General features: G+C 35.8%; 17 protein-coding genes and 1 tRNA gene. 10 read left to right on the top strand and 8 right to left on the bottom strand.

Annotated features, from left to right (window positions below; genetic code table 11):
* Window positions 1–61: 61 nt before the first annotated feature.
* Complete coding sequence (gene rny / locus C0430_RS12035) at window positions 62–1624, top strand: ribonuclease Y (protein ID WP_290870455.1); 1563 nt, start codon at window positions 62–64, stop codon at window positions 1622–1624.
* A gap of 98 nt (window positions 1625–1722) precedes the next feature.
* Here the strand turns inward: rny and xerD are convergent, their stop codons facing one another.
* Together xerD and C0430_RS12025 are read right to left on the bottom strand one after the other, a co-directional pair.
* Window positions 1723–2619, bottom strand: a complete 897-nt coding sequence (gene xerD / locus C0430_RS12030) for a site-specific tyrosine recombinase XerD (protein ID WP_290870452.1) — start codon at window positions 2617–2619, stop codon at window positions 1723–1725.
* A gap of 81 nt (window positions 2620–2700) precedes the next feature.
* Window positions 2701–3297 carry a hypothetical protein gene (locus tag C0430_RS12025; protein ID WP_290870449.1) on the bottom strand — a complete coding sequence of 199 codons (597 nt, stop codon included), beginning with the start codon at window positions 3295–3297 and terminating at the stop codon, window positions 2701–2703.
* Window positions 3298–3618: 321 nt separating this feature from the next.
* Here C0430_RS12025 and C0430_RS12020 point away from each other — a divergent pair, with 321 nt between their 5' ends.
* The 3 genes from C0430_RS12020 to C0430_RS12010 all read left to right on the top strand — a co-directional run bounded on the left by C0430_RS12020 (window position 3619) and on the right by C0430_RS12010 (window position 7239).
* The gene (locus C0430_RS12020; protein ID WP_290870446.1) at window positions 3619–4161 is read left to right on the top strand and encodes a porin family protein; all 543 of its coding nucleotides are present in this window, start codon (window positions 3619–3621) and stop codon (window positions 4159–4161) included.
* A gap of 76 nt (window positions 4162–4237) precedes the next feature.
* Window positions 4238–4651, top strand: a complete 414-nt coding sequence (gene aroQ / locus C0430_RS12015; protein ID WP_290870443.1) for a type II 3-dehydroquinate dehydratase — start codon at window positions 4238–4240, stop codon at window positions 4649–4651.
* Between the two features lie 101 nt (window positions 4652–4752).
* Entirely contained in the window at window positions 4753–7239 is a 2487-nt protein-coding gene (locus C0430_RS12010; RefSeq protein WP_290870440.1) for a DUF5686 and carboxypeptidase regulatory-like domain-containing protein, read from the top strand.
* 11 nt (window positions 7240–7250) lie between these two features.
* On the opposite strand, the gene C0430_RS12005 is transcribed toward C0430_RS12010, so the two are convergent.
* The 4 genes from C0430_RS12005 to C0430_RS11990 all read right to left on the bottom strand — a co-directional run bounded on the left by C0430_RS12005 (window position 7251) and on the right by C0430_RS11990 (window position 10705).
* Window positions 7251–8123 carry a cation diffusion facilitator family transporter gene (locus tag C0430_RS12005; protein WP_290870437.1) on the bottom strand — a complete coding sequence of 291 codons (873 nt, stop codon included), beginning with the start codon at window positions 8121–8123 and terminating at the stop codon, window positions 7251–7253.
* A gap of 70 nt (window positions 8124–8193) precedes the next feature.
* The gene (murA, locus tag C0430_RS12000) at window positions 8194–9504 is read right to left on the bottom strand and encodes a UDP-N-acetylglucosamine 1-carboxyvinyltransferase (protein ID WP_290870434.1); all 1311 of its coding nucleotides are present in this window, start codon (window positions 9502–9504) and stop codon (window positions 8194–8196) included.
* Between the two features lie 80 nt (window positions 9505–9584).
* Complete coding sequence (locus C0430_RS11995) at window positions 9585–10310, bottom strand: DUF4290 domain-containing protein (RefSeq protein WP_290870431.1); 726 nt, start codon at window positions 10308–10310, stop codon at window positions 9585–9587.
* A 98-nt stretch (window positions 10311–10408) separates the two neighbouring features.
* Window positions 10409–10705, bottom strand: a complete 297-nt coding sequence (locus C0430_RS11990) for a DUF493 family protein (protein WP_290870428.1) — start codon at window positions 10703–10705, stop codon at window positions 10409–10411.
* A 149-nt stretch (window positions 10706–10854) separates the two neighbouring features.
* Here C0430_RS11990 and C0430_RS11985 point away from each other — a divergent pair, with 149 nt between their 5' ends.
* The 5 genes from C0430_RS11985 to C0430_RS11965 all read left to right on the top strand — a co-directional run bounded on the left by C0430_RS11985 (window position 10855) and on the right by C0430_RS11965 (window position 15460).
* On the top strand, window positions 10855–11394 hold the full coding sequence (locus tag C0430_RS11985) for an ATP-binding protein (RefSeq protein ID WP_290870419.1): 540 nt from the start codon (window positions 10855–10857) through the stop codon (window positions 11392–11394).
* A 60-nt stretch (window positions 11395–11454) separates the two neighbouring features.
* Window positions 11455–13347: an ATP-dependent DNA helicase RecQ gene (locus C0430_RS11980; RefSeq protein WP_290870416.1), complete on the top strand. Its 1893-nt coding sequence runs from the start codon at window positions 11455–11457 to the stop codon at window positions 13345–13347.
* Between the two features lie 31 nt (window positions 13348–13378).
* Window positions 13379–14326 (top strand): methionyl-tRNA formyltransferase, encoded by a 948-nt coding sequence (gene fmt, locus C0430_RS11975; RefSeq protein WP_290870413.1) that lies wholly within the window; start codon window positions 13379–13381, stop codon window positions 14324–14326.
* A 182-nt stretch (window positions 14327–14508) separates the two neighbouring features.
* Entirely contained in the window at window positions 14509–14781 is a 273-nt protein-coding gene (locus C0430_RS11970) for an HU family DNA-binding protein (RefSeq protein WP_290870410.1), read from the top strand.
* Between the two features lie 118 nt (window positions 14782–14899).
* On the top strand, window positions 14900–15460 hold the full coding sequence (locus C0430_RS11965) for a YqgE/AlgH family protein (protein ID WP_290870407.1): 561 nt from the start codon (window positions 14900–14902) through the stop codon (window positions 15458–15460).
* Here C0430_RS11965 and C0430_RS11960 read toward each other — a convergent pair.
* Entirely contained in the window at window positions 15457–16296 is an 840-nt protein-coding gene (locus C0430_RS11960) for an aminotransferase class IV (protein ID WP_290870404.1), read from the bottom strand. The genes C0430_RS11965 and C0430_RS11960 overlap by 4 nt on opposite strands.
* 64 nt (window positions 16297–16360) lie before the next feature.
* On the bottom strand, window positions 16361–16753 hold the full coding sequence (locus C0430_RS11955) for an START-like domain-containing protein (protein WP_290870400.1): 393 nt from the start codon (window positions 16751–16753) through the stop codon (window positions 16361–16363).
* 156 nt (window positions 16754–16909) lie between these two features.
* On the opposite strand from C0430_RS11955, the gene C0430_RS11950 reads away from it, so the two are divergent.
* Window positions 16910–16983, top strand: a tRNA-Met gene (locus C0430_RS11950).
* Window position 16984: the final 1 nt, after the last annotated feature.

Genomic DNA, 16984 nt, shown 5'->3' with positions numbered 1-16984 from the left:
ATTCCAGAGTTTATACAAGCAATCTAATGTAGGCTTTTTTTATATATAAATTTTAATAAATATGGACATTTTAACAATAATTATTTCAGCAATTGCTGGTATTGCGGGAGGTTTTGGAATAGCCAAAACAATAGAAAAAAGCAATATTTCAAATTTGATCAAAAGTGCAAAAAAAGAAGCTGCATCGATATTAAAAGACGCAAATCTAGAAGCCGAAAACATTAAAAAAGATAAAATCCTTCAAGCAAAGGAAAAATTTATCGAATTGAAATCTGAACACGAACAAGTAATCCTTTCTCGCGACCAGAAGATGGCCGAAGTTGAAAAAAGAATTCGCGACAAAGAATCCCAAGTTTCGAATGAGCTGTCAAAAGCCAAAAAAATAAATGACGATTTTGAAGCAAAAACCATTGAGTACAAAGCCAAAATTGAAACTCTAGACAAAAAACAAGCCGAGGTTGAGAAGTTGCACAAAAGCCACCTTCAACAACTCGAAGTTATCGCCGGACTATCAACCGAAGACGCTAAAAATCAATTGATTGAAGGACTGAAAGCTGAAGCCAAAACCGAAGCAATGTCACACATTCAAGACACTATTGAAGAGGCCAAATTAACGGCACAGCAAGAAGCCAAGAAAATCATCATCAACACCATTCAAAGAGTGGGAACAGAAGAAGCCGTGGAAAACTGTGTTTCTGTTTTCAACATTGAATCTGACGACGTAAAAGGTAGAATCATTGGTCGTGAAGGTCGAAACATTAGAGCTATTGAAGCCGCAACCGGAGTTGAAATCATCGTGGACGACACGCCTGAAGCCATCATCCTGTCTTGTTTTGACCCAGTTCGTAGAGAAATTGCACGTCTTGCCTTGCATAAATTGGTAACCGACGGAAGAATTCACCCAGCGCGTATTGAAGAAGTAGTTGCCAAAACCACCAAACAAATTGACGACGAAATTATTGAAATTGGGAAACGTACCGTAATCGATTTGGGAATCCACGGATTGCATCCTGAATTAATTAAAGTTGTGGGTCGAATGAAATACCGTTCGTCTTACGGACAAAACTTGTTGCAACACTCCCGCGAAGTTTCCAAGCTTTGTGGAATTATGGCAGCCGAATTAGGATTGAACGTAAAACTGGCCAAAAGAGCCGGTTTACTGCACGATATTGGTAAAGTTCCAGATGCCGAAAGTGATTTACCTCACGCTTTATTGGGAATGCAATGGGCAGAGAAATATGGTGAAAAAGAAGAAGTCTGCAACGCCATTGGAGCGCACCACGACGAAATCGAAATGAAATCATTGTTGTCGCCAATTATCCAAGTTTGTGATGCGATTTCAGGCGCAAGACCAGGCGCAAGAAGACAAGTTTTGGACTCTTACATCCAACGTTTGAAAGACCTTGAAGAAGTAGCTTACGGATTCAGCGGCGTAAAAAATGCTTACGCCATTCAAGCCGGTAGAGAACTTCGCGTAATCGTGGAAAGCGAAAAAGTTTCAGACGACAACGCTGCCACTTTATCTTTCGAAATTTCACAAAAAATACAAACAGAAATGACTTATCCAGGTCAAGTGAAAGTTACCGTAATTAGAGAAACTAGAGCGGTTAATATCGCCAAATAATAGTCCTCAATATTCCGTTTACAGTCGCAGTATAAATCATTTACTGCGACTTTTTTTTTCATATCAGCAAACTGACACTTCCAACTGAACACTGATTACTATTTCCTTGGGTGAAAATTATTAACCACTTCCGCCAAAAACCTTCTATCCAAATGCACATAAATTTCCGTAGTGGTTATCGATTCGTGACCTAGCATTAGTTGAATGGAACGCAAATCGGCACCATTTTCCAGAAGATGTGTCGCAAAGGAATGTCGCAAAGTATGTGGACTGATGTTTTTATTCAAATTTATTTGGATGGCCAAATTCTTGATTATCGTAAACAGCATCGCTCTTGTGAGTTGATTTCCTCTCCTATTCAAAAACAAAGTATCTTCGTGGCCTTTTTTAATGTTTAGATGCGTTCGAATGGTATCCTTGTAAATTAGAATGTATTTTTTAGTCAAATTTCCAATGGGCACAAAACGTTGTTTATTTCCTTTGCCAGTAATTTTAATGAAGCCTTCCTCAAAAAATAAATCCGAGATTTTTAAGGAAACCAATTCTGAAACACGAAGTCCACAACCATAAAGTGTTTCCAGCATTGCCCTATTCCGTTCGCCTTCATTGGAACTCAAATCAATGGCAGAGATTAGTGCATCAATTTCTTCGACAGATAAAGTATCGGGAAGTTTTCTTCCGGTTTTTGGCGTTTCAATCAATTCCATTGGATTGTCTTGACGATAATCTTCGAAAATCAAATAGCTGAAAAAACTTTTTAATCCGGAAATTATTCGGGCTTGCGAACGAGGATTGACTTCTTTGGAAACACCATAAATAAATTGCTGAACCGTTTCTTCACTTATTTTTATTGGCGAAATTGAAATGGCATTTTCATCCAAGAAAAGACACAACCGTTCCATGTCAAAAGTATAATTGTCGATGGTGTTTTTAGACAAACCTCTTTCAATCCTTAAATAAGACTGATAATTTTTTATATACTTGTTCCAATTCATCGAAGCAAAGTAAAGCTATTTTTGGACATAAAAAAACCACGACAATGCCGTGGTTTGATATTTTTTTAAAAAGTAAATATATTATTTACCCCATTTTCCTCCACCTACAAAAAATCCTATGTGAATGCCTAGATAAGTGTTTTTAGCAGTTCCAACTACATTTCCATTCAAATCTTGTAAATCAGAATCTGGAATAAAATTATACTCTAAACCCATTCTAAAACCAGCCCATTCAAAACCGCCACGGATTAATCCGCCCATTACTCCTGATACTTCAGGTGTTATTTCGCTTGAATTAGACGTATCATCAACTTTTACATTAGCAAGAGAATAATACCCTACACCAGCTCCAATATATGGAGCAAAAGAACTTCCTGATCCTGATTTATGAAAATAATAATCATAAGTCCCTACCAAAGAACCATTAGCCGATATTTCTGCACTTGTTGAAGTACTGTTATTCTGAATATCTTTGGCAATACCCGCTCCACCAAATCGTAATCCAACATTCATATTGTCTTTTATATTGATTTTTGGTTCAATGGAAAACATTCCACCTCCACCTCCACCGGTAGGCACGAATCCAAAATCCAGACCAACTCTAAATTTTCCTTTTTCTTGTGAATAACCATTGGCTAAAGCTAAAGTCAATAGTGTCAATAAAATAATTTTTCTCATACTTTTTTTAAATTAATAGTTTTATTTTCTTGTTAAAAATATAAATTTAACTATATCAAAATCCCTATATTTAATCATAGTTATTAACAAAATAAAAACGACAACACAACTAATGCTAAATTTTACTTAATTATTTCTATTGCATTAACACCAATATTCTACTCATTTTAAAGACATTAAAAAATTGAATCAACAGAAAGGAATATAAAAAACCATCCGCGAAACGAATGGTTTTAAAAAATTGTTTCTAAAATTAAAAGCACAATAATTAATAAACAATTGAGTTTTAAGTTACATCCCTAATCTATAAATCAAAAAATTATGAAAAAAACAATTTTAGTTACCGCCTTAGTTTTTGTAATGTCATTTAGTGCCAAAGCCCAGCTAGCACAAATAGGCGTAAAAGCAGGTTTAAATTACGCCAATTTCTCAGGCACAGACATTCAAACCGATGCCATAACAAGCTATCACGCAGGATTAATCGCAGAAATTAAACTACTGGATAAATTTGCCATACAGCCAGAGCTGTTATACACAACTCAAGGGGCAACATACAACACCGCTTTAGGTGATTTTAAAAATGAATTGGGATATATTGCCATTCCTGTTTTGGCAAAAATATATTTAAGCAAATCATTTAGTCTGGAATTGGGACCTCAAGCTTCATTTTTGTTAAGCGAGAAAAACAATTTTGATGTTGCAGATCCTAATACATTTGAATTTGCAGTTGATGCTGGATTGAATTTAAAAATTACAAAAAATATCTTTTTACAAGGAAGATATGTTCTAGGATTAACCGAAGTATCGCCAAATGCAGACGCGAAAAATTCAGTGTTTCAAGTTTCGGCAGGTCTTATGTTTTAAAAAAATTAAAAATAATAAGTGAATCAAAACCGTTCGTAATTCGAACGGTTTTTTTATTTTTACAAAAATATGATTTATGAAAATTTGCATCATCAACGGGCCAAACCTCAACTTATTAGGAAAACGTGAACCAGAAATTTATGGTTCGCAAACTTTTGAAGATTATCTTGAAATCTTGAAAAGCAAGTTTACAAATGTTGAATTAAGCTATTTTCAAAGCAACATTGAAGGCGAATTAATTGGCAAAATTCAGGAAGTTGGTTTTTCTTATGACGGCATTATTCTCAATGCTGGTGCTTACACACATACTTCCATAGGCATTGGCGATGCTATAAAATCCGTAACAACTCCGGTAGTTGAAGTTCATATCTCGAATACTTTTTCGCGTGAAAGTTTCCGCCATCAATCCTATATTTCTGGCAATGCCAAAGGTGTGATTCTAGGTTTTGGAATGAAAAGCTACGAATTGGCGATACAATCTTTTTTGTAGTTTCTCAATAATTTATTTTGTCATCAATTTAGCTTTTAAATAACAAAATTTTATGACTGTAATGCAGTCCTACTTGTATATTTGTAGGAAAAAATTACTGTATGAAAAATTACTACTTGCTCATTCTTCTTTCAGTTTCCATTTTTTCATTCGCACAAATTAGGGGAACCATTACTGACGACAAAGGAATTCCACTTTCGCTCGTAACTGTTTTAGAAGAGAACACTTACAACGGTACTTCCTCGAACGAGCAAGGCAATTATGAATTGAACATCAAAAAAACGGGAAAACACACCATTGTTTTTCAATATTTGGGATTCAAAACCCAGAAAATAACCCTCACGATTGACAAATTTCCGTTTACCCAAAACATACGATTAGTCGAAGAAAACTTGTCCCTTTCCGAAGTTGTCATAAACTCGAAAGACAACCCTGCCAATGCCGTAATCAAGCAGGCAATTGCCAGCAAAAAAGAAAATTCCGAAAAAACAGCGCGTTATAAAGCCGATTTTTATTCTCGTGGTATTTTTAAAGTCAAAGATTTACCCAAAAAAATATTGGGACAAAAAATTGGTGATTTGAACGGCGCGGTCGATTCAACTGGAACCGGAATCATTTATTTATCCGAAACCGTTTCGAAAATTATTTTTGAAAAACCAGACAATTTAAAGGAACGAATTATTGCTTCAAAAGTAAGCGGCGACAACAAAGGATTCAGCTACAACACGGCGCGATCAACGATTTATGATTTTTATGACAATACTTTGGACTTTGGCAGCAAAATAATTTCGCCCATTGCGGACAATGCTTTCAACTATTATAAATACAAATTAGAAGGCACTTTTCAGGACGAAAACAATTTGATGATCAACAAAATTAAGGTCATTGCAAAACGAGATGCCGAACCCGTTTTTGAAGGCTACATTTATATTGTCGAAGATTCTTGGGCAATTTATGCTGTGGATTTAGACATCAAAGGCTATAGAATGCACCAAGAATATGTGGATGTAATGAAGTTGAAACAAAATTTCAACTACAACAAAAACAACAAGATTTGGGCAAAAAACACCCAAAGTCTTGAATTCTCGGCAGGCATTTTTGGCATAAAATTCAACGGAAAATTCTCTTATGTTTACAGCAATTACGAATTTGAAAAAGCGTTTGCCAAAAAAACGTTTACCAATGAAATTGTAAGTTTCGAAGACCAGTCCAACAAAAAAGACACTGTTTTTTGGAATAAAATCAGACCCATTCCTCTTACTATCGAAGAGAATACCGATTATGTAAAAAAAGACAGCGTTCACACGGTTCGGAATTCAAAAAGATATTTGGATTCCATTGACAAGAAAGGAAATAAATTCAAATTACTGAGTCCAATTACAGGTTATTCTTGGAAAAACAGCAGTCAAAAAAAATCGTTCCGCTATGATGGTTTGCTCAATTTATCATCAATGAATTTCAACACGGTTCAAGGTTGGAATCTAGATTCGGGGTTTTCGTTTCGGAATTGGAAAAATCAAGAAGAAAAGGGCAAATCAACTTCCATCAGCACCAAGTTCAATTATGGTTTTTCGGATGATAGATTGCGCGTTACGGCGGATTATTACCATCGATTCAACAATCAAAATTACGGAACCCTCACTGTTTCTGGCGGAAGTAAAGTAAACCAATTCAATCCCGACGAACCTATTACAAGTTTCATAAACACGGTTAGCACTTTATTTTTCAAAGACAATTACATGAAATTATACAACAAGGAATTTGCCGGAGCTACTTATGGCCAAGACTTGGGCAATAATTTTTATTTGAAAGGAACATTAGAATACCAGCAACGAAAACCGTTGTTTAACACAACCGATTATGCGTTTATCAAAAGTGATGACGTTTACAGTTCCAATAATCCATTGTTGCCGAACGATAATTTGACTCCAGCATTTGAGCCACATCATCTCACCAAAGCTTCAGTTTTTGCCAGAATAAATTTTGGAAACAAATACATTTCGAGACCGGACGGAAAAATAAATATTAGAAACTACAACTACCCAACCTTGTCTTTTGGCTACGAAAACGCCTTTGCATCCAATGAAAAGAAATACGAATACCAATTGATTACGGGTCAAGTTAGATATGATTTTGATGCCGGAAACAAGGGAACTTTAGGCATAAACTTGAAAGCGGGAACTTTCATCCACGGCGACAACATCTCGTTTGTGGATTACAAACATTTCAACGGAAACAGAACTCACGTGGGAACCAGCGACCGCTATTTGAACGTTTTCAACCTAATGCCTTATTATTCGAACAGCACAAATAAAGAATATTTTGAAGCACATTTAGAACACAACGACAAAGGCTATATCATGAACAAAATTCCTTTGTTGAACAAATTGAATTCCACTTTGGTTTTAGGATTTCATACTCTTGCCGTTCCTGACACTAAACCCTACACGGAATTTACGGTTGGTTTGGACAATCTAGGTTTTGGAAAATTGAAGGTATTTCGTTTTGATTATGTGCATTCTTATCAAAACGGGATTCAGGAAAACGGTGTTGTTTTTGGGCTTAAAATTTTGAATGTTTTGGAATAAAACAAATCATTCTAATAATTCGTAGGTTCAATATGAATCAAAACGTGTCCTAGCTCCGGAATTTCTTCCCGCAAAGTATCTTTGAGCACATGCGATATTTCGTGACCTTCTTTTACTGTAATGTTGGCATTGACAATAGCGTGCAAGTCAACGTGGTACTTCATTCCGGCTTTTCGGATAAAACATTTTTCGGTACTCTCGACACCTTTAACTTGAAGAGAGACTTTCCTTATTTCGACAATTAAATCATCATACAAATGTTCATCCATTATTTCGCCCAAAGCTGGTCTGAAAATTTTATAACTGTTATAGAAAATAAATCCCGAGGCAAAAAGTGCGGCGAAATCATCGGCAGATTCATATCCTTTTCCAAAAAAAAGTGCGATAGAAATTCCGATAAATGCCGCCACCGATGTTATGGCATCACTTCGATGGTGCCAAGCGTCTGCCTTGAGAGAAGAACTATTGGCTTCTTTACTTCGCTTCAACACTAGACGAAAGGAGTATTCTTTCCATAGAATTATGGTCCCAAGAACAATCAGTGTCCAAGATTCGGGCAATTTATGTGGATTTCCAATATTGGACAAACTTTCGTGAGCAATAATTGTTGCCGAAGTAATCAAAAAACCAACTACCAAAAAAGTGATTAATGGTTCGGCTCGACCGTGTCCATAAGGATGATTATCATCGGCCGGTTTATTCGAATATTTGATACCGAACAATACTAAAAACGAAGAAAAGATATCGGTTGTAGATTCGATGGCATCTGCTGTCAAAGCATAAGAATTTCCAAAAAAACCAGCTAATCCCTTAATTGCTGCCAATGCCGCATTACTGGCAATACTAAAATAAGTTGCTTTTACTGCGGTTTGCTCTTTAGTCATTTGTGCTATTATAAAAACCTCAAAGGTTTTAAAAAACTTTGAGGTTTGGAGTTATGAATTAAATAATGAATTAAGCTCTAACAATCTTGGCACCAATGGCTCTCAATCGCTCGTCAATTCGTTCGTAACCTCTATCGATTTGTTCTATATTTTGAATGGTGCTGGTTCCTTTTGCCGAAAGTGCAGCAATCAACAAGGAAATTCCTGCGCGAATATCTGGCGAAGACATTGTCGTTGCTTTCAGCTGTGATTTGAAATTATGACCTATTACAACAGCTCTGTGTGGATCGCACAATATAATTTTGGCTCCCATGTCAATCAATTTATCAACGAAAAACAATCTGCTTTCGAACATTTTTTGATGAATAAGAACATCTCCCTGAGCTTGGGTTGCCACTACTAATACAATACTTAATAAATCCGGTGTAAATCCAGGCCAAGGCGCGTCCGAAACTGTAAGAATAGACCCGTCAATATCGGTTTTTACTTGGTAACCGTCTTTGTGTGCAGGAATGTAAATATCGTCGTCTCTTTTTTCCAACGTAATTCCCAGTTTTCTGAAAACATTCGGGATAAGTCCCAGATTTTCCCAACTTACGTTCTTGATGGTAATTTCGCTTCTAGTCATGGCGGCAAGTCCTATCCAGCTTCCTATTTCAATCATGTCGGGAAGAATTCTATGCGTGCAACCTCCAAGGCTTTCGACACCTTCAATGGTCAATAAATTAGATCCAATACCCGAAACTTTGGCTCCCATGGCATTCATCATTTTACACAACTGTTGCAGATAAGGTTCGCAAGCAGCATTGTAAATTGTTGTTTTTCCTTTGGCCAAAACTGCCGCCATAACAATGTTTGCCGTTCCTGTTACCGAAGCTTCGTCCAATAGCATGTCTGCTCCTTTTAACCCATTAGGTGCCTCAACTCCATAAAAATGGTCTTCTCTATTGTATCGGAATTTCGCACCAAGATTAATAAATCCTTCAAAATGGGTATCCAATCTTCTTCGTCCAATTTTATCGCCACCCGGTTTTGGAATGTATCCTTTTCCAAAACGTGCCAAAAGTGGACCAACAATCATGATGGAACCGCGAAGTGAGCCGCCTTCTTTCTTGAAAGCTTCAGTTTCGAGGTAATTTACATTTACCTCATCGGCTTGAAAGGTGTAAGATCCGGGTGCGTTTTTTTGGATTTTCACTCCTAGATTTCCCAAGAGAGTTATGAGTTTGTTAATGTCGATAATATCTGGAATATTATTGATTGTCACCTTTTCTGGAGTCAATAATATCGCGCACAAAATTTGCAGTGCCTCATTTTTTGCTCCTTGTGGAGTAATTTCTCCTTTTAAGGCAACGCCTCCCTCGATTTTGAATATTCCCATTTCTTATTTATGATTTACGAATTACGAATCACGAATTGATTGTCTTTGAATAAAAACGCCCAATTCACTCATAACTTATTTTACAAAGGTTTTCTGTTTTGGTTTTTATGTGCCGAATTTGATTTGCCGGCTTTAATATTTTTGTTGCTTTGAATTTTTGGTTGACCAGATGGAGAAATTTTATTGGAAACCCTCTTGTTTGTTCGCAATAAATCCGTGGTGGTCAAAAGTTCTTCGGTGCTTTGAAGTAAATTCAGTTTTCCATCGGACAGTTCGTATAAATGTTCGAAAATTACGTCGTCTTTCACGGTGTCTTTATTCCAACTCAAATAGGATTTCTTCATATGATTGGCGATTACTTTCACCAAAGCATTTTTCATTTCGCCTTCTTCCCATTTATTGGCCACATCTATCATGTACTTAATGTTATTGCCATAAAATCGGTATTTTGGAAAATTTTGAGGGTATTTCAAAGCATCTGGTTTCAGTTGCAATACCTCACGTGTTGGAACAGGATAAGGTGATTCTACATCTAATTTAAAATCGGACATTATAAAAAGTTGATCCCATAATTTATGCTGAAAATCAGGAACATCACGCAAATGGGGATTCAAACTTCCCATAACCTGGATGATGTATTTTGCCGCTTTGTTGCGCTCTTCCCTATCCTCGATAGCGGTAGCTTGTTCGATCAATTTTTGCAAATGACGCCCGTATTCAGGAATAATCAAATGAGGTCTTTCGGCATTATACTCCAAATGATGGACAACATCGTTTGAATTTTCTTTAATATATTTTGAATTCATTCTTGAATTATTTTATTGTTTTTCTGACACGAGCAATATGTCATCTTGAAGAGTAATCCTCTTTCGAGAATGGGACAGCCCCTGTATTTTTTTTGGATTTATAAGGATATAATACCTTCAATTGTGGAAACTTCTTTGTACTTATCTATTATTTCTTGAGCATCTTTCATCATGACATCAACAGATATGCTCGTGAATTTTCCTGTTTTGGATTTTGTCGTTTTTATGACTGCTCCCATACAATCAAAGGCTTCTTCAACACGCAAAATATTTTCTTCTACAGAGGGTACAATAAATTTATACAAATATAAAGATGGCCAAGTATTGCTCAAGTCCAACTCCACTTTTAATCTTTCATAAAACTCTCGAGTCTCTTTTTCTTTTTCTGTTTCCATTTTAAAATTAAAATAAAAGCAAATATACAGTTTTGATTTTAGATTTGGGATTTCAAGGTTTGCATTTTTAAAATAAAGAAACTTCCACGCAAAAATAATCTTTCGAAATCCCAATAACTTTAGGTAAATTTGCACCTTATTTAGAAAACGTGAATAAAGAAATTATAGTCATCATAGGCGGACCGGGAACTGGAAAAAGCACTATCATCGATGGATTGGTAGAAAAAGGTTTCTGCTGCTATCCCGAAATTTCCAGACAAGTTACCTTGGAAGCCAAAAAACAAGGTATCGAACAATTGTTTCTCGAAAACCCTTTGCTTTTCAGCGAATTATTATTGGAAGGACGAAAAAAACAATTTAAAAGCGCACTTGAAGAAACACATGAAGTAGTTTTTATCGACCGGGGAATTCCTGATGTTTTGGCTTATATGCACTATATTGGCGACGGATATCCTGCGCATTTTGACTTGGCATGTCGTGAAAATTTATACACAAAAATCTTCATTCTTCCGCCTTGGGAAGAAATATATGTCAGCGATGAAGCTCGCTACGAGAATTTCGAACAAGCAAAACTCATTCACGAACATCTCACGGAAACCTATCAAAATTATGGCTACGAACTCATCGAAGTTCCAAAAGACACGCTTGATAATAGAATTTTGTTTATCTTAGATAAAATTTCTAGATAATTTAGGAGATTTAAACTTTGCGTTTTTAATTTTTAATGGCTAATTCACAATTCCTATTTAATGTCTGAAACGTTAGCAATTCTCCAAAAATATTGGAAACACGACGCTTTTAGGTCGCCACAAGACGAAATCATCAATTCGATTTTAGACGGAAAAGACACTTTTGGGCTGATGCCAACGGGTGGAGGAAAATCAATTTGTTTTCAAATTCCTGCCCTGATGAAAGACGGAATTTGCCTAGTCATTTCGCCATTGGTAGCCTTGATGAAAGACCAAGTGCAGCGGTTGCAAAAACTCGGCATCAAAGCCATTGCCTTGACTGGTGGAATTCGATCTGAGGAAATAATTACACTTTTGGACAATTGCGAATTTGGCAATTATAAATTCTTGTATTTGTCGCCAGAACGTTTGCAAGCGGATTGGATTTTAGAACGAATAAAAAATCTGCCCATCAATTTAATTGCCATTGATGAAGCGCATTGCGTATCACAATGGGGTCACGATTTTCGTCCTGCTTATTTGAAAATCGCCAATTTAAAAACCCATTTCCCAAAAGTTCCATTTTTGGCACTTACCGCTTCGGCAACGAATCGAGTTCTAGAAGATGTAATTCTTCAATTAGGGTTGGAAAAACCAGTCATCTTCAAGAAATCATTTGCCAGAAAAAATATTGCCTACATGGTTTTTGAAGTCGAAGACAAACTGTATCGAATAGAACAAATCCTGAAGAAGAATCCGCAACCTTCCATAATATATGTGCGAAACAGGAAATCCTGCTCTGAAACAGCCTCACAATTGCAATCCTTGGGATTCAAATCGACTTTTTACCACGGTGGATTATCAATTAAGGAGAAAGAGAAAAACAGGAATCTTTGGATGAATGAAGAAATACAGGTTATGGTTGCGACCAATGCCTTTGGAATGGGAATTGACAAAGCGAATGTAAAAACCGTCATTCATATCCATCTTCCGGAAAGCATGGAAAGTTATTATCAGGAAGCCGGAAGAGCCGGAAGAGATGATAAAAAAGCATTTGCCGTCTTACTCACCAGTCCATCCGACAAAGCTCAAGCCCAAAGTCAATTCATCAACGTACTGCCGGACAAAAAGATTCTTACGCAGATTTACATCAAATTGTGCACATATTTTCAAATCGCATACGGCGAAGGAATCAACGAACAATTTTCGTTTAACCTCAATCATTTTTGTCAAAAATATGGTTTCCCAACCTTGAAAACCTTCAATGCCATCCAATTTTTAGACAGGCAAGGAGTATTGAGTTTGTCCCAAGAATATTCAGAACGAATCACGATGCAATTCGTCATTGAGTCCAAAGAAGTGATTCGATACATCAGCTTGAACCCCAATGAAGAAGCTGTTATTTTGTCGATACTTCGAACGTATCCTGGAATTTATGAATCGCAAACAGCCATTAACTTGTCTTTAATTGCCAAAAAAGCAAGTTGCGAAGAAGCTGTAATTCATTCCATTTTAGAAAAACTAAAAAGTCGTGACATCATTGATTATCATAAAAAAAATAATGATGCCACAATCATTTTCAATGAAATTCGCGAAGACGAAAGAACCATAAACAGGATTTCGAAATATCTTGAAAACCAAAACAAGCAAAAAGTCGCCCAATTTGAGTCGGTTTTGAATTACATTAATGAAAAGAACGTTTGCAAGAGCAGGTTGATTGCGGAATATTTTGGAGAAAAAGCAGTTGCAGATTGCGGAATTTGCTCCTATTGTCTTTCAAAAGAAACCAAATCCATTGACAGTTCCTTGATTTCGGAAAAAATAATCGGTTTGCTAAAAATTCAAGAAATGAGTTCAAGAGAAATTCAAAAACTAACAAAAAACACCGAAGACGATATTATCTTTGCCTTACAAAACTTATTGGAAAACAATAAAATTGCCGTAAAGCCAAACAATAAATATTCACTTAAATAATGAGGAAATTACTTTGTTCCTCACAATGACAATGGAAAAATTAAGAATCGTATTTATGGGAACTCCCGAATTTGCCGTTGGGATTCTGGACACCATAATCAAGAACAATTATAATGTTGTGGGCGTTATCACCGCAGCAGATAAACCGGCTGGTCGCGGTCAAAAAATAAAATATTCGGCGGTAAAAGAATATGCTTTGGCCAATAACCTTACTTTGTTACAGCCAACTAATTTGAAGGACGAAATCTTTTTATCAGCACTGGAAGCCTTGAATGCTAATTTGCAAATCGTTGTTGCCTTCCGTATGTTGCCCGAAGTGGTTTGGAGAATGCCCAAATTAGGAACTTTTAATCTTCACGCATCGCTATTGCCAAATTATCGCGGAGCAGCTCCAATAAACTGGGCAATCATAAACGGTGACACAAAAACCGGAGTGACCACTTTTTTTATCGATGATAAAATAGATACTGGCGCGATGATTCTTAGTGCCGAAACAGCAATTGAACCAAATGAAAATGCAGGACAATTGCACGATAGGTTAATGCAATTGGGAAGCGGAACTGTATTAGAGACCTTGACATTGATTGAAAAGGGAAATGTAACCACAACCATTCAAAAAGAGCATCCGGAAATAAAAACAGCCTACAAATTAAACAAAGAAAATTGCAAAATAGATTGGACAAAATCCGCAGTTGAAATATATAACTTGATACGAGGTTTAAGTCCATATCCATCGGCTTGGTGTTTTATTACAGACATAAATGAAGAATGGAACGTTAAAATCCACGAAGCCAAAATGATATTGGAGCACCATGAACATGCCATTGGGAGCCTGATTTACAGCAAAAAAGAAATAAAAATTGCCGTAAAAGATGGGTTTATTCAGGTTTTAAGCATCCAATTTCCAGGAAAAAGGAAGATGAGTACACCAGAATTATTGAATGGAATGACATTTTCAGAAGAAGCAAAAGCCCTTTAACCTCAATAAAACGGGAGTTTTTGAAAGGTTTTTAAGGAATTTTCGCAGGTTTATGAACAAAAAAAACAAGTTATCAACAAAACAAGCTAAAATTACACAAAACGCTTGCAAGCGACGTAAATCCTACTAAATTTGTTATTATTAACAAAGTTTTTTTAACCAACATTTAATAACTAAACATTATGAACAAATCAGAATTAATCGACGCTATCGCTGCTGACGCAGGAATTACAAAAGCTGCTGCAAAATTAGCTTTAGAATCTTTTTTAGGAAACGTAGGTAGTACTTTGAAAAAAGGAGGAAGAGTATCTTTGGTAGGTTTCGGATCATGGTCAGTTTCAGGTAGAGCTGCAAGAGACGGAAGAAATCCTCAAACAGGAAAAACAATACAAATCGCTGCTAAAAATGTAGTGAAATTTAAAGCTGGAGCAGATTTAGAAGGAGCAGTAAATTAATTTAAGTTTTTCTTAGATATAATCAAAACCTTCCTTTGGAAGGTTTTTTTTTGTTTTTTATCGATAAAATTTGGATTATTTTAAATTTTCTACTTAAATTTAATTAAAAATGTAACCCATGATTTCAGCAAAATTAAAAAAAGGACATCTCCTTATAGCAGAGCCTTCTATAATTGGAGATAGATCATTTAACAGATCGGTTATTTTATTAACCGAACATAATAGAGACGGTTCAGTGGGTTTTATTATTAACAAACCCCTAAAATACACCATAAACGACTTAATCCCGGAAATAAAGGCAACATTCAAGATTTATAACGGTGGACCCGTGGAGCAAGACAATCTTTATTTCATTCACAATGTCCCGGAACTGATTCCAAATAGCGTGGAAATTTCCAACGGAATTTATTGGGGAGGCGAATACGAAACCACAAAAGATCTCATCAATAGCGGTAAAATAAATAAAGACAACATTCGCTTCTTTTTAGGCTATACCGGCTGGGAAGAAGATCAATTAGAGACCGAGATGGAGGAAAATTCATGGATTATCGCCAAGAATAACTACGAAAATAAAATAATTGGAAAATCATCTTCTCATTTTTGGAAAAAACAAATAATGGAATTGGGTGGCGATTATCTTTTATGGTCTAATGCGCCTGAAAATCCCTCCCTAAATTAATAACTACTTATAGATTCATTTAGTTTTTGAACCAATATCGTTGCTAAATTGGTTGAAAACTCTTTTTTTCTATACTTGGTGATGGGTTGTATGCCTTTAATTACATTTGTAATAAATAATTCATCAGATTTTTGAAGATCAAAAGGAGAGATTACTTGCTCTACAACTTCCAAATTTTCCATTTTTCGAGCCAAAGCCAAAATTTGTTTTCTCATAACACCATTCAAGCATCCCTCAGAAACCGGCGGCGTAATCAAGGTATTTCCTTTCAACATAAAAAGATTCCCTTGTAATGCTTCGATAACATTTTTGCCGTCATTCATCAACAAACAATTGTCCAAACCATTTTCACTGGCAAAAATACTCGCCGTAACATTTATAATTTTATTTGTCGTTTTTATGGAAGAAAGCAATTGTCTTGCCACATAAAAATCGGTGTATAAATCTACAGTATATTCTCCTTGATTGATGGAATACAAAGTAGTATCGATACTTTCAACATTAATCAAAAACGAAACCGTATTGTTTTGTGGCAAATAATACCCGCCATCGTTTCTATAAACGGTAATTCGAGCCCGTGCTGAAAGTGCTGAATTTTTTGCTTTTGCCAATGCCAAAATCTGTTCTTCGAAATATTCCATCGTAAAATCCATTGGAATCTCCATTCGAACTACCCGCATCGAAGACATCAACCTAAAATAATGATCTTCTAAAAAAAGGATTTTGTCATTTACTATTTTTACCGTTTCAAAAACGGCGTCACCAAATAAAAAAGCTCGGTTTTGTGTCAATAAATTAGTATCGTTAGACACGATTGTACCATTAAAATTAATCATAATATTTCAAAAAAAAAGTCACGCTTTAAAGCGTGACAAATATAAGTTATAAAAAACAATATTACTAAACAGACCCAATTACATGTTTCAGGTCTGAAATTTGGTTTTCCCACAGTAGTGTTGCTTCTTTAATTTCGTCTTTATCAGCAAAGTCAATCACCATCAAAGAAACATCTTTTGTAATTTCGTCAACCAAAATATGCAACTCAAAAAAGTATTCAGTGTCTTTATTATTGCCGTCAACCCATTTAAATCGTACTTTTTCCCCTGATTTTTTTGAACAAAGCCTGGCTTTCTCCTCAGAATCATTCCAAATGAAAGTAAAAAATTCACCTCGAGAATTGACATTATCCGCAAACCATTCTGACAAACCTGATGGAGTTGAAATATATTGATACAACAATTGAGGCGAAGAATTTATGGGAAACTCTATTTCGTAACGTATTTTCATGTCCATGTGCTACCTATTAATTTTTTGGAAATGTATAGAATATAAAGCCAAAAAAAAAGCCTTTTGAAAAAAATTTTTTTTTCTTTCAGATATACTTGTAACCTCTGATATAATTGTTATATTTGCACCCGCATTGAAAGATGATGTTTCATCTGAAAATATGGCGAGATAGCTCAGTCGGTTAGAGCGCAGGATTCATAACCCTGAGGTCCCGAGTTCAAATCTCGGTCTCGCTAC

Source organism: Flavobacterium sp., assembly GCF_013823965.1.
GTDB lineage: Bacteria > Bacteroidota > Bacteroidia > Flavobacteriales > Flavobacteriaceae > Flavobacterium.
The sequence above is the reverse complement of the archived record's forward strand: the minus strand, read 5'-3'. Positions and strand labels throughout refer to the sequence as shown.

Bases quoted from the DNA above. Each gene is read 5' to 3' on its own strand.
- rny (WP_290870455.1), top strand. From the start codon at position 62: ATGGACATTTTAACAATAATTATTTCAGCAATTGCTGGTATTGCGGGA.
- xerD (WP_290870452.1), bottom strand. From the start codon at position 2,619: ATGAATTGGAACAAGTATATAAAAAATTATCAGTCTTATTTAAGGATT.
- C0430_RS12025 (WP_290870449.1), bottom strand. From the start codon at position 3,297: ATGAGAAAAATTATTTTATTGACACTATTGACTTTAGCTTTAGCCAAT.
- C0430_RS12020 (WP_290870446.1), top strand. From the start codon at position 3,619: ATGAAAAAAACAATTTTAGTTACCGCCTTAGTTTTTGTAATGTCATTT.
- aroQ (WP_290870443.1), top strand. From the start codon at position 4,238: ATGAAAATTTGCATCATCAACGGGCCAAACCTCAACTTATTAGGAAAA.
- C0430_RS12010 (WP_290870440.1), top strand. From the start codon at position 4,753: ATGAAAAATTACTACTTGCTCATTCTTCTTTCAGTTTCCATTTTTTCA.
- C0430_RS12005 (WP_290870437.1), bottom strand. From the start codon at position 8,123: ATGACTAAAGAGCAAACCGCAGTAAAAGCAACTTATTTTAGTATTGCC.
- murA (WP_290870434.1), bottom strand. From the start codon at position 9,504: ATGGGAATATTCAAAATCGAGGGAGGCGTTGCCTTAAAAGGAGAAATT.
- C0430_RS11995 (WP_290870431.1), bottom strand. From the start codon at position 10,310: ATGAATTCAAAATATATTAAAGAAAATTCAAACGATGTTGTCCATCAT.
- C0430_RS11990 (WP_290870428.1), bottom strand. From the start codon at position 10,705: ATGGAAACAGAAAAAGAAAAAGAGACTCGAGAGTTTTATGAAAGATTA.
- C0430_RS11980 (WP_290870416.1), top strand. From the start codon at position 11,455: ATGTCTGAAACGTTAGCAATTCTCCAAAAATATTGGAAACACGACGCT.
- fmt (WP_290870413.1), top strand. From the start codon at position 13,379: ATGGAAAAATTAAGAATCGTATTTATGGGAACTCCCGAATTTGCCGTT.
- C0430_RS11970 (WP_290870410.1), top strand. From the start codon at position 14,509: ATGAACAAATCAGAATTAATCGACGCTATCGCTGCTGACGCAGGAATT.
- C0430_RS11965 (WP_290870407.1), top strand. From the start codon at position 14,900: ATGATTTCAGCAAAATTAAAAAAAGGACATCTCCTTATAGCAGAGCCT.
- C0430_RS11960 (WP_290870404.1), bottom strand. From the start codon at position 16,296: ATGATTAATTTTAATGGTACAATCGTGTCTAACGATACTAATTTATTG.
- C0430_RS11955 (WP_290870400.1), bottom strand. From the start codon at position 16,753: ATGGACATGAAAATACGTTACGAAATAGAGTTTCCCATAAATTCTTCG.